Source organism: Pseudomonas allokribbensis, assembly GCF_014863605.1.
Taxonomy (GTDB): Bacteria; Pseudomonadota; Gammaproteobacteria; order Pseudomonadales; family Pseudomonadaceae; genus Aquipseudomonas; species Aquipseudomonas allokribbensis.
On the sequence record NZ_CP062252.1, the window covers coordinates 4,216,177 to 4,241,849 of the forward strand.

Sequence of the window (25,673 nt, forward strand, 5' to 3'; positions counted from 1 at the left end):
TTACGGGGCGCGGCGAAGGGATTGGCGAATCAGCGTTGCGCGGTCTTGCTGACCGCAGCGCTGTTGTCGTGGATCAGTTGGGCGATCATCGCGTCGGCTTCACCCAGTTGGCGGTCGTAGACGCTGGTGCTGAACGAGGCCTGTTGCGGCGGCTGCTGGGCCAGTACCGGGCCGCTCTGGTCATGCAGGTTGACCTCGACATTGGTCGACAGACCGACGCGCAGCGGATGCTTGGCCAGTTCTTCGGCATTGACGTGAATCCGCACCGGTACTCGTTGCACGATCTTGATCCAGTTACCGGTGGCGTTCTGCGCCGGCAACAGTGCGAACGCGCTGCCGGTGCCCGCACCGAGGCTGTCCACGGTGCCGCTGAATTTCACGTCGCTGCCGTAGATGTCGGATTCGATGTCCACCGGCTGACCGATGCGCATGTCACGCAGCTGGGTTTCCTTGAAGTTGGCGTCGATCCACAGTTGATCCAGCGGGATCACCGCCATCAGCGCGGTGCCCGGCTGCACGCGCTGGCCGAGTTGCACGGTGCGCTTGGCAACGTAACCGGTGACCGGCGCAATCAGCGTGCTGCGAGCGTTGGTCAGGTAGGCCTGGCGCAGATCGGCAGCGGCCGACATCACGTCCGGGTGCGACGACACCACGGTGTCATCGACCAGCGCGCTGGTGGTTTTCAGTTGCTGCTGGGCGTTGGCCAGGGCGTTTTGCGCCGAGGTCAGGTCGTCGCGAGCGTGGGACAGTTCTTCTTGGGAAATCGCGCCGCCGGCGGCGAGGTTTTTCCGGCGATTGAAGTTGTCCTGGGCTTTCTGCACGTTAGCCTGTTGCGCGTTAACCTGGGCTTTCATGCCGTCAACGTTGCTGTACAGACCGCGAACCTGACGCACGGTACGCGCCAGTTTGGCCTGGGCACTTTGCAGACCGACTTCGGCGTCGTTCGGGTCGAAGTTGATCAGCACCTGACCTTCGTGAACCAGATCGCCATCGTCGGCGCCGATGCTGACCACGGTGCCGGTGACCAGCGGAGTGATTTCAACGACGTTGCCGTTGACGTAGGCGTCGTCGGTGCTTTCGTTCCAGCGCCCGACGAATTCGTGATACGCCCAGACGCCGGCACCGGCGAGGGCAACCACAACGGCCAGCACCACCAGCATCACTTTGCGTTTGCGCGGATTGCCGGTGTCGGGGGTGTTGTCTTGAGCTTGAGTGTTTTCGGCAGTGGCCATGACAAATACCTTGAATTAGTTGTGCGTGGTGGCTGGGCTGGCGTTGGCAGTGGTCAGGGTTTGCCCCTGAAAGCCGCCACCCAGCGCTTGCATCAGTTGAATCGACAGGTCGATCTGCTCGGCATTCAGGTTGGCCAGCTGACGCTGGGCCTGCAGCAATTGCTGCTCGATGCTGAGCACGTCCAGGTAGTTGCCGATGCCGGAACCGTAACGCTGGACCACGGTGTTGTAAGAATCCTGAGCAATGTCGGTCGCGTGCTGCTGGGCGCCGATCTGCCGGCCGATGTCACGCAACTGGTTGATCGTGTCGCTGACATCGCCCAAGGCTTTCACCAGGCTTTTGTTGTACAGCGCCACGGCCAGGTCGTAGTCGGCGTCGCGTGCATCGAGGTTGGCGCGCAAGCGTCCACCGTCGAAGATCGGCAGCGAAATGGTCGGAGCGATGTTGAAGAAGCGGCTGGCGGACCCGAACATCGCGTCACCCAATAACGATTCGGCACCGGCGGACGCCGTAAGGTTCAGGTTGGGATAGAAGCGGGTCTTGGCCGAGTCGATGTCCTTGCTCGCGGCCTCGACACGCCAGCGTGCGGCGACCAGATCCGGGCGACGGCCCAGCAGTTCCGCCGGCAGAACAGACGGCAGCGCTACGGCACTGGCTTGCAGGACTTTCGGTCGGGCGATTTCGTTGCCGCGATCCGGGCCTTTACCGAGCAATACGGCCAGAGCGATTTTGGCGCTGTTCAGGCGCTTTTCGGCGTCGATCAGGCTGGCTTCGGAGCTGGCTTCCAGGCTTTGGGTCTGCTGGAACTGGTACTGGCTGTCGATCCCGGAGCTCAAACGACGCTGGCTCAGATCGAGCATCTGTTTGGTGCGCTTGAGGTCTTCGGTCGCCAGGTCATAAACGATGTGCGCCTGACCCAGATCGCTGTAGGCCCGGGCCACGTCGGCGGCGAGGGTCAGTTGCGCGGCCTGACGGTCGACTTCAGCCGCGCGAGCCTGGCCGAGTGCGGCTTCCCAGGCGTCACGCTGACCGCCCCAGAGGTCGAAGTTGTAATTGAAGCCGGCGCTGATATTGCGCGTAGTGGCGTAGGCGTCGCCCTGCCCTCGCGGGTCCTGATCCTTGGCCAGGCGCGAGCGCGTAATGCCGGCGCTGGCGTCGAGGGTCGGGTAGCGCTCGGCATCGGCGGCATATGCAGCGGCGCTGGCCTGATGGGCGCGGGCGTCGGCGATCTGCATGTCCGGGCTGTCGTGCAGGGCTTCGCGGATCAGACCGTCGAGCTGCGGATCGCCGAGGCTGGTCCACCAATCGCTCTTCGGCCAAGCGGCCTGGGACAGAGTGACGCCATTGAGCGACTGACCGGTCTTCAGGGTTTTCGCGTCGAGGCTGGCGCCTTGGGTATCGAGGCCACTGTAGTTGGCGCAACCGGCGAGGATCATCGCCGACAGCACCAGTGTCAGGCTGCTGCGCAAGGTTTTACCGCTCATTGTGTTCACCTAACCGCTGGAGGGTGATCGGGTCACCGGCCGCCAGCAAAATTTTCTTGAGGATGTATTCCAGAGTTTTCAACTCGTCCGGGGTCACGGCGCCGGCCAGTTCGTTCATGGCGTCGGCACCGATGTGCGGCAGGCGATCGGCCAGTTGCTGGCCTTGTTCGGTGAGTTTCAGTTGCACCTGACGGCGATCGCCTTCGCTGCGTTGGCGAATCAGGAAACCTTTCTGCTCCAGGCGGTCGAGCATGCGGGTCATCGAACCGCTGTCCAGCGACAGGTGCCGGCACAGCTCGGCCGGGGTATCGACGCCGAACTGGGCCATGATGATCAACACCTTGAACTGCGCGGCAGTGATGCCGTGGGGTTCCATGTGGGTGTCGATGATCTTGTCCTTGAGCAAGGCCGCACGGCCGAGCAACAGGCCGAGATGGCAATGCTTGAATTCGTCGGGGGTGAAATGCTTCATGTGCTCACCTAATAACTGCCTAGGCAGTGAATGTATGTCGAGATGTTACTGCCTAGGCAGCGAATGTCAACGTAATAGTTAGGTTGCTTTGTAATTGGCGGATAAATGGCTGGGCGAGCGTGGCTGAACAAGGGCGCATTGCGCGCGGATCACGCTCAGGATTTGTCAGAGGGATGATTCATCGATGGCGGGTGAAGGGGATGGACTTCCCGCCCACGCAAAGCAGTTGCCGCATAACCACAGGCGCGTTTGACTACCGCATAAATACTGTGCCAGCCCGGCGGCGTCGGCTCGATGGCAGCATGCAGCGCCCACACGTAATCGAGCAGCAACCCCGGCGTCCAGGCCATCGCCTCGGCGCGCTTGCGCACCTGGGCCGCGACCCAGAATTCAGGACTGATGATGACCCGGGCAAAATCCAGCATGCTCGAATGGCCCCGGTTCATCGCGCCTTCCAGCGCCGCTTCCAGGCTATGCGCGACGGCACTCGAACAGTTGCGGCTGGTGAGGTTGTAGGTGGTGTCCTGCCGATAATCCGTCCAGAACGCCTGAAGCCGTGCCGCGTCGAAATGCACGAAACTGACCTGAACCGAGGACGGACACCAGTCGGCAACCTCGCTCGCATAATCCTGCAGAAACCTGCCTGGGACATCGTTGTTCGGTGTTGCCCGCAGCAACCGCACGAAATCCCCCGCCGAACGATCGATGTCGTCCAGCGGGTAATGGCTGATGTAGAGGTCCGGCCCACATTCCAGTGCCGCGTGGCCGGCGGAGATGACGCCGTTGATGTCGACTGCAGCGATATAACGGTTGAGCAGCCGGTTGCGCACAAGGGTGTCGTCAACGGTGCCGCTGGGGGTCCAGACATGGATCACCAGCGCACCCTTATAGGCAGGCGCATCGACCAGAGAAGGCATCACCGGTGACTGCCCGTTCTTGAACCGGAACGCCTGCTGCAACAAGGCACAACCCGAGAGAAAGATGCTCATGCCAATGCAGAACGGCACTGTCCCCTTGTAAAGCGTCGGGTACGGTTCGAGGAGGAACAACGCGAAGCCAATCTCGAACAGCGCCACCAGCAGTGACACCTGCCAACCGACAAAGCGCACCACCACCGCAGCCGCCAGGCGAAAACCGCCGTCGAGCAGAAAAGCCACACCGAACAGCACCGCGAGAATCACCCCGGCGACATGTTGCCGGTCGACGATCAGCAGCCCCAGCAGCAGAAAAGCCAGGCCCCGCGCCCTGTGCAAAACCGCCGCGGTGCCAGCTTGCGGGGCCGGCACCAGCAGAATGATCAGGGCTTCGAGCAACAACAGATAGCCGAACACATGCAGCGGGAAATACAGAACGCCGTCCAGCGCATCGATGAAAATGGCCACGCCGGCCGCGCCCCAGACAACGCCGGTCAGCGCCAGTGCTGACCAGCGCCGGCGGACAAAGTCGTTACCGAGCAAGACCATACTCAAACGGACCATAGGCGCCCCCGGGGCGTTTCGGGCAGCCGCACTTTGCAGCCATCAAGCTGAGATCAGTCTAATACATCAAAAAAGAGCCGGATCGTGGTGACACGAACCGGCTCTGTAGGAATGCGGTCTAGAAGTCCCGCTTGTAGAAGATATCCAGCGAACTGGCCACGCCGCTGGCGGCTTCCAGGTAGACCTTTTTGCTCAGCTTGTAGCGCAAGGCGATGGTGTTGGCCGGTTCGAACACGCCGACGCCGTAACGCAAGCTGAGCTTCTCGGAGATATTGCCGCTGGCCACCACGCTGGTGGTGTTGCCGCTGCCCTGGGTGTCGAGCTGGAAATCCTGAATCCCCAGGTCCTTGGCCAGACCGCTGGTGACCCCGGAACTGCCCATCAGGCCCAGACCGAGCGCCGCTTGCGCGAGCATGTTGTTGTCCTCGCCGGTGGTGCTCAGCGGACGCCCCAGCACCAGATAGGACAACGCCTGCTCCTGGCTCATCGCCGGCTCGGAGAAGATCTGCGTGGTCGGCTGCTCGGCGCTGCCGCTCAGGCGAATACCGGCGATCACGTCGTCGGTCTGGCGGATCGCTTCGATGTCCAGATACGGCTGATCGATCGGCCCGGCAAACAGCAGACGCGCGCGGCGCACTGTCAGGCGCTGGCCGTAGGCGCGGTATTTACCGTCGTTGAGCCACAGCTCGCCACGGGTGTCCAGGTTGTCGCCGATGTGCACGTGACCTTGCAGATTGGCGGTCAGGCCGAATCCGGCAAAGCTCAGCTTGTCCTCACCGACCACCACGTCGATGTCCATCTTCATGGCCAGCGGCGGTTTGCCCTCTTCGGTCTGCGCACCGACGATGATCGTGTCATCGGAGACTTTCACCGTCGATGGCGGCAGTTCGCGCACGGTGATTTCGCCTCTGGGCACCAGCACCTTGCCGGCAATCGCCAGCTCATCGCCAGCCATGGAAATCTTCAAGTCCGGCGCCACTTCAAGCTTGGCGTAGGGCTCGACGGTGACCGGCAATTGCGTGCCCTTGAGCGCCAGATCCACCACCAGCGCCTGACCCCAGGCGACGTTGCCGCTGAGGCTGCCCTGCCCGGCCTTGCCGCTTTTCCAGCCGCCGTTCAATTGCACGGTTTCCCCGGCGATCACCGCTTGCAGTTGCAGTGCCTGCAACTCCAGCGGCAGTTCCGGACCGGACACTTCACCGTCACTGAGTTGCACAGTGCCGTTGACCAGCGGCGCAAGCAATCCACCGGAAATCGTGCCGCTGCCGTTCAGGCGTCCGGTGAGTTTCTCGACCATCGGCACAAACGGCCGCGCCACCGACAGGTCCAGCCCGCTGAGGCGGAACGAGCCATTCAACGGTTTGTTCTTCGGCAGTGGATTGAGTTGCGCCTGCACCATCAGTTCACCGAGTTTGCCACCGACGAAATTGAGGTCGGTGTCGATGCGTTTCGGCGTGAGTTTGCTGGTGAGCTTCAGGGTCTGGTACGGGAAGTCCAGCCACTGGTCCTTTTCCTTCATGCGCAAAGTGCCGCCGCTGGCATCGACGCTGATCTGGCCGTTCGGGCCGCTGGCCGGCAGGTCCAGTTGCAGGTCGGCATTGAGCTTGCCCTGCCAGGCGAAATCCTTGGGCAGCCATTGCGCCAGGCTTTCGATCGGGAATTGCTTGAGGTGGTAACGCAGCTTCGGCTCCGGCATCAACCGCTGGTCTTCGCCGCACAGGCTGGCATTGCCGGACATCCAGCAATGGGCGCCGAAGTTGATCTTGCCGTCGGCCAGACGTTCGAGTTTGGCCGGGTTTTGCAGCTTCCAGTCCTGACCGCCGGCCTGAATGTCGCCGCTGGCCAGACGCCCGCGCCAGTTGCCTTTGTCCAGATTGCCGTCCAGGCCCAGCGCGAGTTTCAGCTTCGGTCCGAGCAGGTCGAGAGTGAGCTTCTGATTTTTGATATCGCCCTGAGCGCTGGCGGTCAGGGTGCCCAGCGACGTGTCGCCGGCCTGAATGCCGCTGCCCTTCAAGTCGATTTTCGCCCGTTGCGCGCTGTCGAGGGTGGCGTCGAGGTTGAGGCTTTGCAGGCGATTGTCCTGGAACACCAGTTGCGAGCCTTGCAAATCGAGCTTGCCTTGCGGTGCTTTCAACGTGCCGGCGACATCGACCCGACCGTTGATCTGCCCGCGCAGCTGCGGCCAGAGCTGGGCCAGACGCGGCAGCTTGATGTCGATCTGCCCGGTGAGCTTCTGTTGCAGGCTGCCCTTGCCATTGATGCTGTTGTCGCCGAGGCGGATTTGCAGGGCATTCAGATTCCACTGCTCGCCCGCGCCGTCAGCCTTGGCTTGCAGCACCGCCGGTTGCCCACGCAGTTTGCCTTTGAGGTCGAGGTCAGCGTTGAGGCTCAGGCGCTCGTTCTTCATTTCGCCCGTGCTTTTCAGTGGCCCGGCCAAGGTGCCCGGCAGCTCCGCCATCCAGTACGCCGGGTTGAGCGCGGACAACTCCAGCGCAGTGTCCCAGGCAATGCCGTCGGCGAACTGCACGTTCACATGCCCTTCAGCCTTGCCCTGCCCCGCTTCGAGTTTGAATTGCGGCAGGAAGATCTGCTTGAGGTTGCCGCTGAACGGACTGCTCAGGCTGAACGCCCCCGCCGGGCCATCCAGCGCGGCGGCGAAATTGCCGAGGTATTGGCCGTCGGTGTAGGAGACTTCGCCGGTGAACGTGCGCAAGGCGACTTGCGGCTCGTCGATCTCGGAATAGAGCCGATGCCACGGGAAATCCTGCCAATTGATGTTGGCCTGGGCGCTGAGGCCTTTGCTCCAATCGACATTGCCAGTGAGCTTGAGGCTTTGCTTGTCATTGGCCGTCAGGTCGAGGCCAGCGATTTGCGCACCCTTGGCGTCAACCTTGCCTTTGAGCAACAGCGCTACCGGGCCTTTATCGGCAGGCAACGTCGCATTGCCGAGGAGTTGGTAACCATTTTTCAGGTCGCCTTCGCCGGTCAATACCAGTTGATTGAGTTGCAGAGTGTCCGGCAGGTCGGCGCTCGGTTTGAACGCATCCGAGGTGATGCGCACCTTGGCCGGCAGGTTTTCCGCCAGCGGTTGCAGCTCGCCGCTCAACTGGCCGTCGAGGTAGCCACGGCTGTCGGCGTGCAGGTTCAGGGTCTTGAGCAGATCACCGTCGATTTTGAGTGCCAGCGTCCATGGGCCGGTGCCCGGAGACGGTAGGGTCAGATCACCGGCGATGTTTAGCGGCCAGTTACCGGTGGGCTGCAACAGGCCGGACAGATTCAGGCTCAGGTCGTCGCGTTGCAGTTTCACGCTGTCGATCTGCATGCCCTTGGCAGTCCAGTGTGCCGCGAGTTGCAGGCCTTTGAGCTGTTCGCTGCCGTTGAACAACAGGCTGCCGACTTGTACGTCACCCAGTTCGATGGCCACCGGCAATTGCAGGTCCGGCAGTTTGATCGGACCGCTTTCGGTGGTTTCTTCGCCGGGCGGGAATTGCAGAATGACCTGATCGGCCTTGAGCTGTTCGATGCACAGCGTCATGCGTGTCAGGCACAGCGGCGACCATTCGAAAATCGCCTTGTTGAGCTCGACGCGGCTGCCGTCCTGCTGCCAGAGCAAATGATCGGCGCTCCACTGCCCTCCCAGGCGACCCTGGAAGTTGTCGACGCTCAAACCCGGAACCAGCCCCAGCACCCAACGGCTGCCGGCCTGCGTTCCGAGCACAGCGGTAACGCTCAATACAATCAGCAGCACCAGCGACAACAGCGCCAACGCCGAAATTTTCAAACCACGCTTCACAGCTCAGGCCCCATGGAAAAGTGCAGCCGGATGCCGCCATCGTCGTCCAGCGCGTGAGCCAGGTCGAGGCGGATCGGCCCCACCGGCGAAACCCAGCGCACACCGATACCGACCCCGGTCTTGAGGTTCGGCAGTTCGAGTTTGTTGAAGGAGTTGCCCTGGTCGACGAAGGTCGCAATCCGCCATTTTTCAGCGATCGAGTATTGATATTCGACGCTGCCGGCAATCATGTAGCGCCCGCCGATGCGGTCGCCCTCGGCGTTTTCCGGGGACAGGCTCTGATAGTCGTAACCGCGCACGCTCTGATCGCCACCGGCGAAGAAACGCAGCGACGGTGGTACGGATTTATAACCGTTGGTGGCGCTGCCGCCGACCTGCACCCGCCCGAGGAAACGGTGATTGTCGAATACCGTGGTCAGGCCTTTGATCAATGCGGTGCCATATAAAAGGTTGGTGTCCGAAGCCAGACCTTCCTTGGCCACCTTGGATTCAAACGTCAGGCGATAACCATTGTGTGGGTCGATGCGGTTGTCGCTCTTGAGGTAGGAATAGCTGACACCGGGCATCAACAGGTTGCTGAGACCGGAGTCGTCGCCCAGTTGATATTCCTCACGCTGCCATTTCAGCGAAATCACCCGCTGCCAGCCACTGGGCAACTTGCTGTGCCACTCAGGGCCGAAGGTCAGCAGTTTGCTCAGGGTGTCGGAGCCGTCGATATTTTCGTACTGATAACCACCGGCCCAGCGCAGTTTGTCGGTCAGCGGCGGGTCCAGCGGAATGTCATAGAACAGGCCGACGTTCTGCCGTGGCGCCGAGAGTTCGGCTTCCCAGCCGTAGCTGTCGCCTTGCGGGTTGACCCAATGGCGGGTCCAGTTGGCCTTGATTCGCGGGCCGACGTCGGTGGAATAACCGAGGCCGAGGCCCATGGTGCGCGGCTTGCGGGTTTCGAGTTTGACGTCCACCGGGATCACATCGTTTTTCGCGGCGGTCGGTGCGGCATCGACCCGCACGCCTTCGAAATAACCGCTCGATTGCAGGTCGCGATTGAGTTCGGCGATCAGTTCCGAGTCGTAGGGTTCGCCAGCCTTGAACGGCACCATGCGTTGCAGCAGGTCTTCGTCGAACGGCGTATCGCCCGCGAAACTGACTTTGCCCAGCGCATAACGCGGGCCGCTTTCGTAGATCAATTCAACATCGGCGACCCCGGCGCGGGGATCGACCATCAATTTCTGGCTGGTGAAACGGCCACTGAAGAAGCCATAGCGCGACGCTTGATTCTGGATCAAGCGCTTGGCGTCTTCGTAACGACCATGGTTGAGCACGGCGCCGGGCTTGAGCACGTCGCTTTTCGGTACACGAAAGGCTTTGAGGGCGGCAGCGGGTCCGTCGACACGCACGGTGACATTGCGCAGGCGAATCGGCTCGCCGGGATCGATGTTCAGCACCAGGCGCGGTTTTTCGCCGCCCTTCACGTCACTCTCGATGTGCGGCTGGTAGTAGCCCAAAGCCTGGGCGGCCTTGCGCGCCTGCTCTTCGGCGCCGCGACTGAAGCGCTGCAAGGCTTCTTCGTCACGATCGCCGAGGCTGCCGATATAGCCTTCTATATTGGCTTTGAGTTCATCGTTGGACGGTTTGATCCGCACATCCAATTCACTTTGCGCCAGCGCCGCGCAGCTGGTTAACAGCATGAGCACGCCACTGGTAAATCTTCCTGGAAACTTCATAGGCGCGGATGCTATCACGGGCTTGGGAGCGTGATAGAACAGGAAACTTCCCAAAAAGTTCGATGGTTATCCCGTTGCAGTTTGTAACACCTGCGGGTTGGCGTGGAAAAACACGTGTTCGCGCACCGGTCCGACGGCGACTTCACCGATTTCCTCATAGCCCTGACGCTTGTAAAACTCCAGGTAGCGCGGGTTGCCGGTATCGAGGATCACCCCTTGGGAGCTTTCGTCCACCGCGCACCAGTTGTGCACCGCTTGCAACAGTTGTTCGCCGAAGTGTTTGCCCTGAAATTGTGGATGCACGCCCAGCAGCGGCAGCATGTGTACCGAATCGGTCGGCACGCAGGCTTCAACGGCGGCGTGATATTCCAGATAACGCCGGGTGCAGCGAAAACCGGTGCTCAACACCATGCGCAGACGCCAGGCCCAACTCTCGGTGACACCCAGACGTCGTTGCGGCGGTGCGATCAGGGCGATGCCGATCAAGCGATCGTTGACCAACAGGCCGATGGCCGGCAGATCCTGCAGAAAATGCTGTTTGACCAGTTCCCGCACCGTGGCACGCACCCTTTGTTCGTAGCCCGGGCGTTCGGCCTCGAACAGATAAGCGAAGGTCGGCTCATGACGGTAAGCCTGATACAGCAAGGATCGCGCTTCACGGGAATAGCCGCGGTCGAGCATGTGGATGTCGGCGATGGCGGTCGAGGTTTCAGGCATGACGGTGATTCTCCCTGGACGGGACTCAACAGGCCCCGTTCTTGTTATACGAGCCTTGGGCTGAAGGGATCGTTCCCACACCCGAAAGACATTAGCAGCGCATATGGACTACCGCCACGCTGGCCCAGATCCTACATGTCAGCTAGCATCGCCCTTTTGCCAGGACTGCCGACCATGAAGATCGTTTCCTTCAACATCAACGGACTGCGGGCCCGCCCGCATCAGCTGGCGGCGCTGATCGAAAAGCATCAGCCTGACGTCATCGGCCTGCAGGAAACCAAGGTCCACGACGACCAGTTCCCGCTGGAAGAAGTGCGGGCCCTGGGTTATCACGTGTATTTCCACGGCCAGAAAGGCCATTACGGCGTTGCCCTGCTCTCGCGCCAGGAGCCGATTGCCGTGCACAAAGGCTTCGCCACCGATGAAGAAGACGCTCAGCGACGCTTTATCTGGGGCACTTTCGCCGACGCCAACGGCGTGCCGGTGACGATCATGAACGGCTATTTCCCACAGGGCGAAAGCCGCGACCATCCGACCAAATTCCCGGCCAAGCAGCGCTTCTACAGCGATCTGCAAACACTGCTGGAAAGCCAGTTCAACAATGAACAGCCGCTGGTGGTGATGGGCGACGTGAACATTTCCCCGGAAGACTGCGACATCGGCATCGGCCCGGACAACATGAAGCGCTGGCTGAAAACCGGCAAATGCAGCTTCCTGCCGGAAGAGCGCGAGTGGATGGCCCGCCTGAAAAACTGGGGCCTGACCGACAGCTTCCGTCACCTGAACCCAGATGTTACTGACACCTTCAGCTGGTTCGACTATCGCAGCCGTGGTTTTGAAGACGAGCCGAAGCGTGGTCTGCGCATCGACGTGATTCTGGCGTCCCATGGCTTGCTGCCACGGGTGAAAGCGGCCGGCGTGGACTATGAACTGCGCGGGATGGAAAAACCTTCGGACCATGCGCCGATCTGGCTTGAATTGAGCTGACCAGCCTGAAGCAGAAGATCACAGCCAGCGGTTGTGATCTTCTGCCTTGTCATCTTTCAGAAACCTCACTGACTTAATCTCCCCGGCAATCCCCTTGGCTGCATTCGGTGCCGGCATGACCCTGCGCGTTCTGTTCGTCTTTCTCCTGAGTGCCTGGCTGCAGGTTTCGGCCGCTGCATTGCCCATTCCCGAGAACGGCCCGGTCCTGCGTATCCAGGGTTCCAACACCATCGGCGCGGCCCTCGGCCCGGCGCTGGTGGAAGGCCTGCTCAAAGAACAGGGACTGTCAAAAGTCCACAGCGAAACCCCGGACACCGCCAACGAACAGCGAGTCGTCGGCCTGACGGCTCAAGGTAAACGGATCGTGGTGGAAATCGCCGCCCATGGCTCCAGCACCGGTTTCACGGCACTCAAAAGCAACAGCGCCGATCTGGCCGCCTCTTCTCGTCCGATCAAGGACAGCGAACTCGCCAGCCTGCAACCCCTCGGCGATCTGAAAAGCCCCGGTGCCGAGCAAGTCATCGCCATCGATGGCCTGGCGATCATCCTTCACCCCGCCAATCCGCTGAATCAATTGAACACCGAGCAACTGGCGCGCATCTTCAGCGGCGAGGTGAAGACGTGGGAAGAACTCGGCGGCAAGGGTGGGACGATTCATCTGTATGCGCGGGATGATCAGTCCGGGACCTACGACACGTTCAAGGAACTTGTCCTCAGTCGTCGTGGGAAAACTCTGAACAACTCGGCGAAACGTTTCGAGTCGAGCGAGCAATTGTCCGACGCGGTCAGTGCCGATCCGCAGGGCATTGGTTTCATCGGCCTGCCCTATGTGCGCCAGGCCAAAGCCGTGGCGATTGTCGATGGGCAATCCCTTGCGATGCTGCCACTGGCCAGTCTGATTGCCACGGAAGACTATCCACTGTCGCGACGGTTGTTCTTCTATTTGCCACCCGACAGCCTGAACCCGTGGGCCCGGGCGTTGGTGGATTTTGCGCAAAGCCGTCAGGGCCAGGCGATTGTTGCGGCCAACGGTTTTATCGCCCAGACCGTGCACGCCATCTCGGTTACGCCGAATGCGCTGATGCCCGAGGGGTATCAATCCCTCAGCCGGCACGCCCAGCGTCTGACAGTGAACTTCCGCTTCGAAGAAGGCAGCGCCAGCCTCGACAACAAGGCCCGGCAGGATCTGGCCCGGGTGTTCGACTATATAAAGCACCACGAGAAGACTGACCGTGCGGTAACACTGGTGGGATTCGGCGATGCCAAGGACGACCCGGCGCGGGCGGATTTGCTGTCGAAGCTGCGGGCGATGGCGGTACGTCGGGAGCTGGTGAAGAACGGCGTGGTGTTGCGCGAAGTGCGCGGATTTGGCGCGCTGATGCCGGTGGCGACCAACAGCGGGGATGAAGGCAGGATCAAGAATCGGCGGGTCGAGGTTTGGGTTTACTGAGCTGAGCCAGTTCGGTCCCACGTTTTGCGTGGGACCGAACAGGTGCTGGATCAGCGCTCGCTACGCAGCATTTCCTTCGGCACGTACTTGCCGATCTCGAATTTGCCGATCGCCGCGCGGTGCACTTCGTCCGGGCCGTCGGCCAGGCGCAGGGTGCGTTGCATGGCGTACATGTAGGCCAGCGGGAAGTCGTTCGACACCCCTGCCCCGCCATGAATCTGGATCGCCCGGTCGATCACCCGCAACGCGACGTTCGGTGCGACGACCTTGATCTGCGCGATCTCGCTCTTGGCGACCTTGTTACCCACGGTGTCCATCATGTACGCCGCCTTCAGGGTCAGCAGGCGTGCCATGTCGATTTCCATCCGCGAGTCGGCGATCTTGTCGACGTTACCGCCCAGACGCGCCAGCGGTTTGCCGAACGCGGTACGGCTCACCGAACGCTTGCACATCAGTTCCAGCGCACGCTCGGCCATGCCGATCGAACGCATGCAGTGGTGAATCCGGCCCGGGCCAAGGCGACCTTGAGCGATTTCGAAGCCGCGTCCTTCGCCGAGAAGGACGTTTTCGTACGGCACTCGCACGTTGTCGAACAGCACTTCGGCGTGACCGTGGGGTGCGTCGTCGTAACCGAACACCGGCAGCGGACGGACGATCTTCACGCCGGGGGTGTCGACCGGCACCAGAATCATCGAGTGCTGGGCGTGGCGCGGGGCGTCGGGGTTGCTCAGGCCCATGAAGATCAGGATCTTGCAGCGCGGATCGCAGGCGCCGGAGGTCCACCATTTCTTGCCGTTGATCACCCACTCATCGCCATCACGCACGGCACGAGCAGCCATGTTGGTGGCGTCGGAGGACGCGACGTCCGGTTCGGTCATGGCAAACGCCGAGCGAATCTCGCCACGCAGCAGCGGTTCGAGCCAGCGCTGTTTCTGTTCTTCGTTGGCGTAACGCACCAGCACTTCCATGTTGCCGGTGTCCGGTGCCGAGCAGTTGAACGGCTCGGGACCGAGCAGCGAGCGGCCCATGATTTCCGCCAAGGGCGCGTATTCGAGGTTGGTCAGGCCGGCGCCGAGCTCCGACTCAGGCAGAAACAAATTCCACAGCCCTTCAGCCTTGGCCTTGAGTTTGAGTTCTTCCATGATCGCCGTCGGCTGCCAGCGATCGCCTTCGGCGACCTGGCGCTCGAACACGGCTTCGGCCGGGTAAACGTAAGTGTCCATGAACGCGGTCACGCGCTCACGCAGTTCTTGCACCTTGGGCGAATAAGCGAAATCCATGAGCAATTACCTTTTTTCGGCAGGTTGTTTAAGTCATGCAATCGATGCTAGAACAGCGCTGATAATTTACCTAGCCTATTCTCGGCGTGTATAAACATTCATCACCGATATATGATTGGTTGATTTTCCTGGCCGCCCTGACCCGCGCCATCCACCTATAAAAAGAGAGCCGCGTAATGAATCTGAGCAAGGTCGACCTCAACCTTTTCATCGTCTTCGACGCGATCTACACAGAAGCCAACCTGACCCGCGCCGGGCAGATTGTCGGCATCACCCAACCAGCGGTGTCCAACGCATTGGCACGGTTGCGCGAGACCTTCAACGACCCGCTCTTCGTACGCACGGCCCAGGGCATGGTGCCAACACCCATGGCTCAGAACATCATCGGCCCGGTGCGCAACGCACTGTCGCTGCTGCGGGTATCGGTTCAGGAAAGCCGGATTTTCAACCCTTCGCAAGCGGTCAAGACTTACCGCATCAGCATGACCGACCTGACCGAAGCGGTGATTCTGCCGCCACTGTTCCAGCGCCTGCGTCGCCTGGCGCCGACGGTGATCATCGAAAGCTTCCTGTCCAAACGCCGGGAAACCACCAAGGAACTGGCCGCCGGACGTCTCGACTTTGCCGTGGATGCGCCGCTCAATACCGACCCGCAGGTGCGCCACGTCAAGCTGATGGAAGACCGTTACGTCTGCGCCATGCGCAAGGGCCATCCGCTGGCGACCAAGGAAAAATTCACTCTCGACGATTACCTGTCGCTGACCCACATTCATATTTCCAGCCGTCGCAGTGGCCTGGGCCATGTCGATCTGGCGCTGGGCAAAATGGGCATCCAGCGCAAGATCGCCCTGCGCTCGCAGCACTATCTGATGGCGTCCCAGGTGTTGCAGCAGACCGACATGGTGATGACCGTGCCTGAGCGTTTCGCCCGGCGCCATGACCTGCACGCGTTCAATCTGCCGGTCAACGATGTGCCACCGGTGGAAACCCATTTGTACTGGCACGAAAGCACCGATCAGGACCCGGCCAACCGCTGGATGCGCGAGCAGATGATCGAGCTGTGCCAGCAAGTGACAGCGCATGAGAAGAAGCTCGACAAGCTGCAGGCGCCCGCTACTTGACGTAAACGTCAACCTGCCATTAGCTTAGCGCCAAGACCCTTCTTCGAGCGCTTTCATGAGCAGCCAGACCTACAGCATTTCCGACCTCGCCCGCGAGCTGGACATCACCACCCGGGCGATCCGCTTCTATGAAGAACAAGGCCTGCTCAGCCCCGAGCGCCGAGGTCAGGAACGCATCTATTCGCCGCGCGACAAGGTCAGCCTGAAGCTGATCCTGCGGGGCAAGCGCATCGGTTTTTCTCTGGCCGAGTGCCGCGAGCTGATCGAGCTCTACGACCCCTCCAGCGGTAACACCAAACAACTCAACAGCATGCTGGCGAAAATCAGCGAGCGCCGGGAACAGCTCGAACAGCAACTGCTGGACATCGAACAGATGAAGCTGGAACTCGACACCGCCGAAGAACGCTGTGTGCAGGCGCTGGAGCAGACGCTCAAGAGTCAGCAAGTCGCGCAGTAGCCTCCCGACAATTACAACAGGTCAACGCCATGTCCCTCCCCTCCCAAGTACGCCTGATCGAAGTCGGCCCGCGTGACGGCCTGCAGAACGAAGCCCAACCCATCAGCGTTGCCGACAAGGTGCAACTGGTCGACGCGTTGAGCGCTGCCGGCCTCGGCTATATAGAGGTCGGTAGTTTCGTTTCGCCCAAGTGGGTGCCGCAGATGGCCGGTTCCGCCGACGTGTTCGCGCAGATCCAGCGCAAGCCCGGCGTGACCTACGGCGCACTGGCGCCGAACCTGCGCGGCTTTGAAGATGCGCTGGCCGCCGGGGTCAAGGAAGTCGCGGTGTTTGCGGCTGCGTCCGAAGCGTTCTCGCAGCGCAACATCAATTGCTCGATCAGCGAAAGCCTCGCACGGTTCGCGCCGATCATGGAGTCGGCGAAACAGCACGGCGTTACCGTGCGCGGTTACGTGTCCTGCGTGTTGGGTTGCCCTTATGAAGGTGAGGTCGCCCCGGAACAAGTCGCCATGGTCGCCCGCGAGTTGTACGCGATGGGCTGCTACGAAGTGTCGCTGGGCGACACCATCGGCACCGGCACCGCGGGCGCGACCCGCCGGCTGTTCGAAGTGGTCTCGAAGCAGGTGCCGCGAGAGAAACTCGCCGGCCACTTCCACGACACCTACGGCCAGGCCATGGCCAACATCTACGCCAGCCTGCTGGAAGGCATTGCGGTGTTCGACAGCTCGATCGCCGGCCTCGGCGGCTGCCCGTACGCCAAGGGCGCCAGCGGTAACGTCGCCACCGAGGATGTGGTGTACCTGCTCAACGGCCTGGGCATCGAGACCGGTATCGACCTCGGCGCCTTGATTGCTGCCGGCCAACAGATCAGTGCCGTGCTGGGTCGCCCGACCGGTTCGCGCGTGGCCAAGGCACGTAGCGCACAGTGAGGGCGAAGGTGTTACCGCTGTGTCCGAAACGTGGGCATAGGCGAGTAACACGGAAACAAATTGTCTGGTTTTGCCTGAAGGAAAAATCCTTCAAAAAACTCAAACCATTGATTTACAAGGGTTTTAAAAAGTTGGCACGGCTTCTGCTATCTCTATGGCATAACAAGAATAAAAAGCAGCAAACCAATAAAAATAAGACGTACCGACTCTGACATAACAAAAACAACACGGCAGAGACGCAGCTAACAGATTTTTTTGGAGAAGGTGTGCTTTTCAGGGTATTCCTCGGAATGACCCGCAACCGGGCAGAGAACAATAAAACTACCTTCAGGTAGCTCCCGAATCGGTTGGATCGCCTGGCGAGAAAGCAGATCAGCGCTCAAAAAAATACGTTTGCTCTTGACCCCGGATGGGGGTCGCCAAAAACAGCAGTAAAGGGTCACGGTTGCCAAAAACAACAACAGACCGCCCCTCAATAATAAAAAAGAGCACGCGACGACAAAATTAAAGGGGAGCTTCGGCTCCCCTTTGTGCTGTCTGGCTGTTCAAGACTGATCTAAACCATACCCCCAAAAGCGACATAACCCTGATCCATCCCAGGCTACCCGACAGCCTCGAAGCCATGGTTCGGAACGCCGTCGCCGCCACCCCCGACGACGCCAGCATCCAAATCATCGAAGCCGCCAGCATCGCACCCGAACCTACTGTCCGACATCCGCACCGCCCTCGAAACAGCTCTGCAACAAGGCCCCACCCTCAAACAATTCACCAACAACCTACAATCGCCCCTGCTAGCCCAAGGCTGGTGAGGTAAACCCATCATCGTCGACAGCGAAGGCGCCGCCCAACCCGCCTAATAAAAACCATCTACCAAACCAACATGCAAAGCGCCTACATGTCCGGCCGCAAACCGCCATGGAACAAACCACCCACACCCACCCGTACTGGATGCTCATCGCCATCCTCGACAGCAAAAAACGCCCTAGCCACCGCGAACTCCATGGCCAAGTCTTCCGCCACAACGACCCCATTTGGCAAACCATCTACCCACCCGACGACTTCAACTGCCGCCTCCGGGTCATCGCCCTGACCGAAGCCGCCATCAAACGCAAAGGCTTGACCGTCTAAACCAGCCAGGGCCAACCCATCACATTCCGTCCCGACCCCGGCTTCAACCACAGGTAGCTCAGAAGAGCGGAGTCTCACAGACAGGGCAAAGTGCCACTCATTGCCACCCAAACCCCCACCTGTCACCCTGCACGCCGTTCAAAGGACCAGGACAAGGAGTCAAGGATTGAGTGGCTACGTCCCCAACCCACCCAAGGGTTACCGCAACGCCGGCGTCGAACCCGTCGACATCAACGCCCAACACTGGGCGCAGTACAAAGACCTCCCGCCAGCACCAGACGCAAAGCCCGAAACCATGGGCTGCGTCTTTGCCAAAAGCTGCAACCTGCCCGACGGCGAAATCAACCACACCAACCCAGCTGGGTTCGTTCCCGTCGAAAAACTGGCTGACTACGGCCTATGGGCCGTGCTCGGCACGGCGGCAGCAGTTACCGCCGAAGGTACGCCACTGCAACTGGTCGGCGGTTCCGCAACCGGCAGCACCATCACCCAGCGGTTGGGCGGCTCACTTGCACTCAATCTGCTAGAGGGCGCTGGTACGTTAGCCGCCGGTGCAGTAGTAGGCACCGTCGCGCTGCTAATACCCAACACCAGCATCGCCCCCGACAGCGCCTTCTACAAAAACGATCAATACGCCACGCTCGACAGCGGTCGCACCCGCGTACGCGTCAACGTAAAAACACTGCCCGATGGCTCCGTAAACGCATACGGCTTCTACACCGGCGGCAAAAAGGACTGGGAAAATGTCCCTGTCATCAAAGCAGAAAAGGACGGAGAGAAATTCGTTGCCGACATAGGCAACGGCATAGGCCTCACCTGGACGCCAGCGACAAGCCCAGACGGCGTACTGGGTATTCCAGCACTAGAAGGCGCGCCCCAGCTGCCACCTGTATGGGTGTATCCACCGACAGCACAGTCGGACACACTCCTGGCCAACCCGGCACATCCCCCAGAGTTCCAGGATGCAATCATCTGGTTCCCCGATGACGCAGGCCTAGAGCCCATCTACATCGTGCTCAGCACGCAGCTTGAGAAGAACAAACAAAAAGGCAAGGCGTTTGAAGAAGCGTCCTTCGAAGAGTTCAGCAAGACAAAACCTGAAGCCGCCCGTGAGGTCACAGTCAAAACCGACAGCGGAGTCCGTACCCGCATTGATATGATGGGCCGCGATGCCGAAGGCAATATTTCATGCGTTGAGTGCAAATCTTCAGAAACAGCGCCGCTCACCCGCAACCAGAAACTCGGCTTTCCAGAAATTGAAAAGTCCGGCGCGACCGTCGTCGGCAAAGGCAAACCCGGCTTCACCGGAGGCACCAGAATTCCACCCACCAGAGTCGACATCATTCGACCTGACCCGACCCTCTGAGGGAGCAGACATGTCCATCACAGAAACAAAAGTCGTCGACATCATCGCAGTACCCGAGTGGGAGCCCGACAACGTCATACTTGTCATCACCGACCATCTCGAATGGGGTGACAAAGCCCAACAAGGCGAGCACCTGTTGTTGCTTCAAGAGAAGATCAACACCTACATCGCCTTCATTGAGAGCGGCGAACTGCTGGAAAGCTACCCGCCAGCCAAAGGCAAAAGTCCGAAAATTCGCGTCAATGGCCTGTACCAACTTCCCGAGCAGGGCGAGATTTTCATTGATCGTGTTACCGAGGTGCTGAAAGGCGTGGGCATTGGAATGGAGTTTGTGCTCAAAGACGACTCAGCAATTCGGCACTAATTTGGGGGATAGGTTGAATTACGCTAGGACATTAATGGCTCAGCGCATCTCTCCGAAACTCAAAATTCGATCCATCTGGTTTCCTGACGACGTGGGCCTTGATCCGATTTAGATCGTGCTCAGCAGGCAATCAAAGAACCAAGGCAACAGGTGCTGCGTATAGGGTGGTCCGAAGGCATGGAAGAAAATCTTGCGACCACCCTTTTCTTCTCGCTCAACGACGAGCCAGCCAAGCGGTGAGTCGTCAACGCGATCTTTATCTCTAATCTCCAGCACTAAAATACGTGGATTAATTCTTTGTTGGTCACGTCAAGCTGCATCAAAAGAAGGCAGAGATATCAGTTCTTGTGTCCTTTTTGATCCGAAAGCGGAAAAAATAGCTCATCCACCTGCGCCGTGACGCGCTGCACAACAGGGTCTAGCTCTTGGCCAAGGGATCTCATTCCATCCGCCGTATCCCCCATACCTAGGTGGGCAGCCATAAACGCCACACCGCCGTGAAAAATCTGATCTCGCAGTTCATCTGACAGCTCGAGGTTCTGCTTATGCGCATGTTCAAGATTATTGAGCAATAGGGAGCGCGCATGTTGAAGAGCTTCCTCGTAATCGCGATTATTCATCTGGATCATGGCAATCAAACCCTTCGCGCGCATATAAAAATGCACGACATCTTTTGCAAGATCAGCCGGTAAGAGGTTGAGAGCTTCAGGCGCTGAATCAAAAATCGGAAACGGCGATGCTCCAATTGGAAAAATCGTTAGGTAGGGTGTTTCCGGTTTCAGCTCCAATAGCTCGTCAGCGTACTCATGTTTGAACAACGTCCAAGCAGTAGTGATCTCAGTGCGTAGGAGCATCAGCGTAGTGACCATTTTTTCCTTTTCTGCGGCTTGCTCCTTCTTTAAAGCCAGCTCGTGGGCTTTGGTTGCCCCCTTCAGCGTGAAGGCACCACCAATCAATGCGCCGACAAGGCCTGAAATCAAACTGATGTAAGCATCAGGGCTTCCCAAATCCATACGTTTCTTGCTCCAGTATTTGGTCTAGCTGGTCGATTACAGAAGCTCTATCTCGTACGATCACGGGTTAGCTCCACGTCGAGTCGCGCTCCAACATTCAGCGGGTCTTAAACGTTTTATAAAACCTGACATTAGCATTGCGCACCAATAGATCATCTCGCAAAGCCAAGCCGACTGCTCTCATCTCAGAATTCGACCATCCCTTTAAATCCGATTAAAAGCCCAAACCAACCATCAAGTCCAAGCTCTGCAAATCTCCCCGACGCAGCGCTAAACCATCCACATGCACCCGGCAAATGCATCAAAAACAAGACGAAAGTTTCATGGCTTTCGCTGTGTGTAAACACGACGCCGCATGCACGTTTAAATTACACCAACTGTTACGCCATAAAGGCTACAACGCCTTGCGTCGTTACCTACGCGTACGCCAGAATCCGCCGGCTTGTGCGCTTAGACCTCGGACTCTATCGTTTACCTGCCACTGCCCATCAGTGGTCGGGTTTAGTAGCCCGTATGGTCTTAGTAAGTGCATGAGCCCCATTCAGTCAGGTACGTCTAGTCCTGCACTTGATGGTGGTTGTGCGCAGGGCGCTCTCGAGCGCGCCGGTCTTGCTAATTCCTCCGGTCTACTAACCTGCGCGCAGCCGCCACCCTTCTTTTAGTAGAGAACGGTCGCGGCCCTATTTCAGGAATTAGATATATGTTCAAGATTACGCCTAACCCTCCGGATGCAGATCCGATCCCCTACGACGCCGCACTCGAAGCCGAAAACATAAAAACGGCCACCGAGCGAGCGATCAATCATTACCTCGATCCTGGTGCGCAGAAGACATCCAAGCCCTCGCGCAAGCCGGGCAGGATCTATCTGGTCAATCCAACAATGGATGACGAAACGCTGCTGGTCGAAGCTTGCGAAACGCTGTCGTCGGCCAGTGACATGGCCCGGGATCTCGGCAACACCGTCGATCCGTCGCAGCGCAAGGCGATGCAGATTCTGCAGCAGGTCATCATGCTGAGTGAGCTGTTGGTCAATCGTGTGCTGGATAACCATCACGTCTCGCGGTAGTTGCCGCCTCGGTGAGGGGCTTGTCCCCTCACTGCCTGGCAGCCGTCTATAAAAATCCTCAAGCGACTCTTTTCGGAGTTCCAGTTGATGTCCCAGACCGTTATTCCACCGTTAGAAGATCCGGTATCCCCGTACGAATTTCCCGATTCAAGAAAGCTTCACGACGCCGACGAACGCGCCCTCGACTATTACCTGACACCCGCAGCCCAGATCATGGCCACGCCCTACACCCCAAACGACATGTTCATGGTCAACCCGCAAACCGACACGGAGTCCTTGCTGGCCAACGCCTGCGAATCCCTCGCGTCAGCCACGGTCATGCTCGGTGACTTTGCCGGCCTGCTGGAAGGGCCGAACCGCAAGACCCTGTTGGGCATTGCGCAAGTCGTTATGTTGGGGGAGTTAGCGGTGAATCAGGCGTTGGAAAATGTAGAAGTAAAGCAATAAGCGATGCTTTCGAAGCCAGGGTCCGCGCCCTGGCTTCGAAGGCTCTGATCGATATAGAAAGTTGACACTGTGGGAGCAACGCCCCCACAGATCTTTTCCTCAGCCCTCGTTACCGCGCAACTCCTCGATACTGATCTCACGCATCCGGAACTTCTGGATCTTGCCCGTTACCGTCATCGGAAACTCCTCGACGAACTTGAAATGACGCGGCGTCTTGAAGTGGGCGATGCGTTCCTTGCACCACGCTTGCAGCTCTTGTTCGGTCGCGCTGTGGCCAGGATGGAATTTGATCCAGGCGACGATTTCCTCACCGTAACGCGAGCAGGGAATGCCGATCACCTGCACGTCCGCCACCGCTGGATGGGTGAAGAAGAACTCTTCCAGTTCACGCGGGTAAATGTTCTCGCCGCCACGGATGATCATGTCCTTGTTGCGGCCGGCGATGCAGACGTAACCCTCGTCGTTCATGCTCGCCAGGTCGCCGGTGTGCATCCAGCCTGCCGCGTCGATGGCTTCGGCGGTGGCATTCGGGTTGTTCCAGTAGCCGAGCATCACGCTATAGCCACGGGTGCACAGTTCGCCGATGGTGCCGCGCGGTACCGGGTTGCCGGCCTCGTCGATGATTTTGCTTTCGAGTTGCGGCTGAGTGCGGCCGACGGTGGTCACGCGCAGTTCCAGTTCGTCGGATGGCCCGGTCTGCAGGGACACGGGGCTGGTTTCGGTCATGCCGTAGGCGATCTGCACTTCGCTCATGTGCATTTCGCTGATGACCCGTCGCATCACCTCGATCGGGCAGGTGGCGCCGGCCATGATTCCGGTGCGCAGGGTCGACAGGTCGAACTCGGCGCGCTGCGGCTGATCGAGCATGGCGATGAACATGGTTGGCACGCCGTACAGCCCGGTGGCCTTTTCTTCGGCCACGGTACTGAGGGTCAGCAGCGGATCGAAGGCATCGTTGGGGTAAATCATCGTGCTGCCGTGGGTGATGCAGCCGAGGTTGCCCATGACCATGCCGAAGCAGTGATACAGCGGGACCGGGATCACCAGGCGATCGGCGGCGGTCAGGCCGAGGCTTTCGCCGACCATGTAACCGTTGTTGAGGATGTTGTAGTGACTGAGGGTCGCGCCCTTGGGGAAACCGGTGGTGCCGGAGGTGTACTGGATGTTGACCGGTTGATCGAAGTGCAGGCTGTCGCTGCGTTCACGCAATTGTTCTGGAGAGACACTGGCGGCCAGATCTGCCAGTTGCGACCATGGGAGAAAACCCGAAGGCGGCTGGGGATCGAGGCTAATCAAGCCGCGCAGCTCCGGCAGGCGCTCACTGCGCAGTTCGCCGATGGATTGCTCGGCCAGCTCCGGCAGCAAGCCTTGCAACATGCCGTGATAGTTCGAAGATTTGAAGGCACCCGCACAGACCAGCCATTGGCAACCGGATTGCTTGAGCACGTATTCCAATTCGGAACTGCGGTAGGCCGGGTTGATGTTGACCAGGATCACGCCGATCTTCGCGGTGGCGAACTGAGTGATGCACCACTGCGCGCAGTTCGGTGCCCAGATGCCGAGCCTGTCGCCGGCCTGCAAACCCAACGCCAGCAGGGCTCTGGCATGCACGTCCACCGCGTCGGCCAGTTGCCGCCAGGTGTAACGCTGCTGCTGATGGCGCACCACCAGCGCCTCACCGTCCGGGTACTGCACGACGGTCTCGTCGAACTTCTGCCCGATGGTCATCGCCAGCAAGGCTTTGTCCTGGGAACCACGGGTGTAGCTGCGCTGCGGGTTTGCACTGGGTTGATCCATGACGACCCCTATTGTCTTTATTAGTGGGTGTTGGACCGGAGCCATATGAGCTCCGACCATTCAGAACTGGCCCTACTCTCGCTCAAGTTGACGTTAACGTAAAGGGTGATTGACAGCCATTCGTCACAGGCTTACGTTAACGTAAAGGTGAGAACTGAAACGCCCTTCTCCCTACCCTACAAAAAAGCCAAAAGGTGACCCATGAGCTACCCATCCCTGAACTTTGCCCTCGGTGAAACCATCGACATGCTGCGCGATCAGGTTCAGTCCTTTGTCGCCAAGGAGGTCGCTCCGCGCGCCGCGCAGATCGACAGCGACAACCTGTTCCCCGCCGATCTGTGGCGCAAGTTCGGTGACATGGGCCTGCTCGGCATCACCGTACCGGAAGAGTACGGCGGCGCGGGCCTGGGTTACCTGGCGCACGTCGTGGCGATGGAAGAAATCAGCCGCGGCTCCGCTTCCGTGGCTTTGTCCTACGGCGCCCACTCCAATCTCTGCGTGAACCAGATCAACCGCAACGGTAACCACGAACAGAAATCCAAGTACCTGCCGAAACTGATCAGCGGCGAACACGTCGGCGCACTCGCCATGAGCGAGCCGAACGCCGGTTCCGACGTGGTCTCGATGAAACTGCGCGCCGAAAAACGCGGCGACCGCTACGTCCTCAACGGCAGCAAGACCTGGATCACCAACGGTCCCGACGCCAACACTTACGTGATCTACGCCAAGACCGACCTGGAAAAAGGCCCCCACGGCATCACCGCGTTCATCGTCGAGCGCGACTGGAAAGGCTTCAGCCGCAGCAACAAGTTCGACAAGCTCGGCATGCGCGGTTCCAACACTTGCGAGCTGTTCTTCGACGACGTCGAAGTGCCGGAAGAAAACATCCTCGGCGTGCTCAACGGCGGCGTGAAAGTGCTGATGAGCGGCCTCGATTACGAGCGCGTCGTGCTTTCCGGTGGCCCGACCGGGATCATGCAGTCGTGCATGGACCTGATCGTGCCGTACATCCACGACCGCAAGCAGTTCGGCCAGAGCATCGGCGAATTCCAGCTGATCCAGGGCAAGGTCGCCGACATGTACACCCAGCTTAACGCCAGCCGCGCCTACCTCTACGCCGTGGCCCAGGCCTGCGAGCGCAACGAAACCACGCGCAAGGACGCCGCCGGCGTGATCCTTTACACCGCCGAACGCGCCACGCAAATGGCCCTCGACGCAATCCAGATTCTCGGCGGTAACGGTTACATCAACGAATTCCCGGCCGGCCGTCTGCTGCGTGACGCCAAGCTGTACGAAATCGGTGCCGGTACCAGTGAGATCCGTCGCATGCTGATCGGTCGCGAACTGTTCAACGAAACCCGCTAACC

General features: G+C 59.7%; 21 protein-coding genes. 11 read left to right on the top strand and 10 right to left on the bottom strand.

The annotated features are described in order from the left end of the window. Positions 1-29: 29 nt before the first annotated feature. The 7 genes from IF199_RS19235 to IF199_RS19265 form a co-directional block, all read right to left on the bottom strand. Entirely contained in the window at positions 30-1,232 is a 1,203-nt protein-coding gene (locus IF199_RS19235; protein ID WP_096822288.1) for an HlyD/EmrA/EmrK family protein, read from the bottom strand. 15 nt (positions 1,233-1,247) lie between these two features. Next, positions 1,248-2,717, bottom strand: a complete 1,470-nt coding sequence (locus tag IF199_RS19240) for an efflux transporter outer membrane subunit (protein ID WP_192558418.1) — start codon at positions 2,715-2,717, stop codon at positions 1,248-1,250. Beyond that, the gene (locus IF199_RS19245) at positions 2,707-3,189 is read right to left on the bottom strand and encodes a MarR family winged helix-turn-helix transcriptional regulator (RefSeq protein WP_192558419.1); all 483 of its coding nucleotides are present in this window, start codon (positions 3,187-3,189) and stop codon (positions 2,707-2,709) included. Before IF199_RS19245 ends, IF199_RS19240 begins: the two co-directional genes overlap by 11 nt. Positions 3,190-3,344: 155 nt before the next feature. Then, positions 3,345-4,667, bottom strand: coding sequence for a hypothetical protein (locus IF199_RS19250; protein WP_192558420.1), 1,323 nt, complete (start codon positions 4,665-4,667; stop codon positions 3,345-3,347). A 118-nt stretch (positions 4,668-4,785) separates the two neighbouring features. After that, positions 4,786-8,460: a translocation/assembly module TamB domain-containing protein gene (locus tag IF199_RS19255; RefSeq protein ID WP_192558421.1), complete on the bottom strand. Its 3,675-nt coding sequence runs from the start codon at positions 8,458-8,460 to the stop codon at positions 4,786-4,788. Continuing rightward, positions 8,457-10,184, bottom strand: a complete 1,728-nt coding sequence (locus tag IF199_RS19260) for an autotransporter assembly complex protein TamA (protein ID WP_096822293.1) — start codon at positions 10,182-10,184, stop codon at positions 8,457-8,459. The genes IF199_RS19255 and IF199_RS19260 overlap by 4 nt, the downstream gene beginning before the upstream one ends. Positions 10,185-10,250: 66 nt before the next feature. Then, the gene (locus tag IF199_RS19265) at positions 10,251-10,901 is read right to left on the bottom strand and encodes a GNAT family N-acetyltransferase (protein WP_085732178.1); all 651 of its coding nucleotides are present in this window, start codon (positions 10,899-10,901) and stop codon (positions 10,251-10,253) included. Between the two features lie 174 nt (positions 10,902-11,075). On the opposite strand from IF199_RS19265, the gene xthA reads away from it, so the two are divergent. Then, entirely contained in the window at positions 11,076-11,888 is an 813-nt protein-coding gene (xthA, locus tag IF199_RS19270; RefSeq protein ID WP_192558422.1) for an exodeoxyribonuclease III, read from the top strand. Between the two features lie 115 nt (positions 11,889-12,003). Continuing rightward, positions 12,004-13,338, top strand: coding sequence for a substrate-binding domain-containing protein (locus IF199_RS19275; protein ID WP_192560981.1), 1,335 nt, complete (start codon positions 12,004-12,006; stop codon positions 13,336-13,338). A gap of 50 nt (positions 13,339-13,388) precedes the next feature. On the opposite strand, the gene IF199_RS19280 is transcribed toward IF199_RS19275, so the two are convergent. After that, a complete protein-coding gene (locus tag IF199_RS19280) occupies positions 13,389-14,618 on the bottom strand; it encodes an acyl-CoA dehydrogenase (RefSeq protein WP_102621748.1) in 1,230 nt (409 codons plus the stop codon). Positions 14,619-14,794: 176 nt separating this feature from the next. Between IF199_RS19280 and IF199_RS19285 the strand changes: the two genes are divergently transcribed. The 6 genes from IF199_RS19285 (at position 14,795) to IF199_RS19310 (ending at position 19,983) form a co-directional block, all read left to right on the top strand. Next, the gene (locus IF199_RS19285) at positions 14,795-15,739 is read left to right on the top strand and encodes a LysR family transcriptional regulator (protein ID WP_011334997.1); all 945 of its coding nucleotides are present in this window, start codon (positions 14,795-14,797) and stop codon (positions 15,737-15,739) included. 55 nt (positions 15,740-15,794) lie between these two features. Next, the gene (locus tag IF199_RS19290; RefSeq protein WP_007951507.1) at positions 15,795-16,196 is read left to right on the top strand and encodes a MerR family transcriptional regulator; all 402 of its coding nucleotides are present in this window, start codon (positions 15,795-15,797) and stop codon (positions 16,194-16,196) included. 29 nt (positions 16,197-16,225) lie between these two features. Next, entirely contained in the window at positions 16,226-17,125 is a 900-nt protein-coding gene (locus IF199_RS19295) for a hydroxymethylglutaryl-CoA lyase (RefSeq protein WP_192558423.1), read from the top strand. 915 nt (positions 17,126-18,040) lie between these two features. Continuing rightward, a complete protein-coding gene (locus tag IF199_RS30415) occupies positions 18,041-18,253 on the top strand; it encodes a phage head morphogenesis protein (protein ID WP_244142405.1) in 213 nt (70 codons plus the stop codon). Between the two features lie 166 nt (positions 18,254-18,419). Next, on the top strand, positions 18,420-19,619 hold the full coding sequence (locus tag IF199_RS19305) for an S-type pyocin domain-containing protein (protein WP_192558424.1): 1,200 nt from the start codon (positions 18,420-18,422) through the stop codon (positions 19,617-19,619). Positions 19,620-19,629: 10 nt separating this feature from the next. Continuing rightward, the gene (locus IF199_RS19310; protein ID WP_192558425.1) at positions 19,630-19,983 is read left to right on the top strand and encodes a DUF6572 domain-containing protein; all 354 of its coding nucleotides are present in this window, start codon (positions 19,630-19,632) and stop codon (positions 19,981-19,983) included. A gap of 338 nt (positions 19,984-20,321) precedes the next feature. Here IF199_RS19310 and IF199_RS19315 read toward each other — a convergent pair whose 3' ends face one another. Then, the gene (locus IF199_RS19315) at positions 20,322-20,996 is read right to left on the bottom strand and encodes a hypothetical protein (RefSeq protein ID WP_192558426.1); all 675 of its coding nucleotides are present in this window, start codon (positions 20,994-20,996) and stop codon (positions 20,322-20,324) included. Between the two features lie 700 nt (positions 20,997-21,696). Here IF199_RS19315 and IF199_RS19320 point away from each other — a divergent pair. Further along, positions 21,697-22,062 (top strand): DUF6124 family protein, encoded by a 366-nt coding sequence (locus IF199_RS19320; protein ID WP_192558427.1) that lies wholly within the window; start codon positions 21,697-21,699, stop codon positions 22,060-22,062. Positions 22,063-22,149: 87 nt separating this feature from the next. Then, positions 22,150-22,509: a DUF6124 family protein gene (locus tag IF199_RS19325; RefSeq protein ID WP_192558428.1), complete on the top strand. Its 360-nt coding sequence runs from the start codon at positions 22,150-22,152 to the stop codon at positions 22,507-22,509. Between the two features lie 99 nt (positions 22,510-22,608). On the opposite strand, the gene IF199_RS19330 is transcribed toward IF199_RS19325, so the two are convergent. Continuing rightward, positions 22,609-24,306 (bottom strand): AMP-binding protein, encoded by a 1,698-nt coding sequence (locus tag IF199_RS19330; RefSeq protein WP_192558429.1) that lies wholly within the window; start codon positions 24,304-24,306, stop codon positions 22,609-22,611. A 201-nt stretch (positions 24,307-24,507) separates the two neighbouring features. On the opposite strand from IF199_RS19330, the gene IF199_RS19335 reads away from it, so the two are divergent. Further along, entirely contained in the window at positions 24,508-25,671 is a 1,164-nt protein-coding gene (locus tag IF199_RS19335; RefSeq protein WP_102621744.1) for an isovaleryl-CoA dehydrogenase, read from the top strand. The last annotated feature ends 2 nt before the right edge of the window (positions 25,672-25,673 follow it).

Bases quoted from the DNA above. Each gene is read 5' to 3' on its own strand.
- IF199_RS19235 (WP_096822288.1), bottom strand. From the start codon at position 1,232: ATGGCCACTGCCGAAAACACTCAAGCTCAAGACAACACCCCCGACACC.
- IF199_RS19240 (WP_192558418.1), bottom strand. From the start codon at position 2,717: ATGAGCGGTAAAACCTTGCGCAGCAGCCTGACACTGGTGCTGTCGGCG.
- IF199_RS19245 (WP_192558419.1), bottom strand. From the start codon at position 3,189: ATGAAGCATTTCACCCCCGACGAATTCAAGCATTGCCATCTCGGCCTG.
- IF199_RS19250 (WP_192558420.1), bottom strand. From the start codon at position 4,667: ATGGTCCGTTTGAGTATGGTCTTGCTCGGTAACGACTTTGTCCGCCGG.
- IF199_RS19260 (WP_096822293.1), bottom strand. From the start codon at position 10,184: ATGAAGTTTCCAGGAAGATTTACCAGTGGCGTGCTCATGCTGTTAACC.
- IF199_RS19265 (WP_085732178.1), bottom strand. From the start codon at position 10,901: ATGCCTGAAACCTCGACCGCCATCGCCGACATCCACATGCTCGACCGC.
- xthA (WP_192558422.1), top strand. From the start codon at position 11,076: ATGAAGATCGTTTCCTTCAACATCAACGGACTGCGGGCCCGCCCGCAT.
- IF199_RS19275 (WP_192560981.1), top strand. From the start codon at position 12,004: ATGACCCTGCGCGTTCTGTTCGTCTTTCTCCTGAGTGCCTGGCTGCAG.
- IF199_RS19280 (WP_102621748.1), bottom strand. From the start codon at position 14,618: ATGGATTTCGCTTATTCGCCCAAGGTGCAAGAACTGCGTGAGCGCGTG.
- IF199_RS19285 (WP_011334997.1), top strand. From the start codon at position 14,795: ATGAATCTGAGCAAGGTCGACCTCAACCTTTTCATCGTCTTCGACGCG.
- IF199_RS19290 (WP_007951507.1), top strand. From the start codon at position 15,795: ATGAGCAGCCAGACCTACAGCATTTCCGACCTCGCCCGCGAGCTGGAC.
- IF199_RS19295 (WP_192558423.1), top strand. From the start codon at position 16,226: ATGTCCCTCCCCTCCCAAGTACGCCTGATCGAAGTCGGCCCGCGTGAC.
- IF199_RS30415 (WP_244142405.1), top strand. From the start codon at position 18,041: ATGGAACAAACCACCCACACCCACCCGTACTGGATGCTCATCGCCATC.
- IF199_RS19310 (WP_192558425.1), top strand. From the start codon at position 19,630: ATGTCCATCACAGAAACAAAAGTCGTCGACATCATCGCAGTACCCGAG.
- IF199_RS19315 (WP_192558426.1), bottom strand. From the start codon at position 20,996: ATGGATTTGGGAAGCCCTGATGCTTACATCAGTTTGATTTCAGGCCTT.
- IF199_RS19320 (WP_192558427.1), top strand. From the start codon at position 21,697: ATGTTCAAGATTACGCCTAACCCTCCGGATGCAGATCCGATCCCCTAC.
- IF199_RS19325 (WP_192558428.1), top strand. From the start codon at position 22,150: ATGTCCCAGACCGTTATTCCACCGTTAGAAGATCCGGTATCCCCGTAC.
- IF199_RS19330 (WP_192558429.1), bottom strand. From the start codon at position 24,306: ATGGATCAACCCAGTGCAAACCCGCAGCGCAGCTACACCCGTGGTTCC.
- IF199_RS19335 (WP_102621744.1), top strand. From the start codon at position 24,508: ATGAGCTACCCATCCCTGAACTTTGCCCTCGGTGAAACCATCGACATG.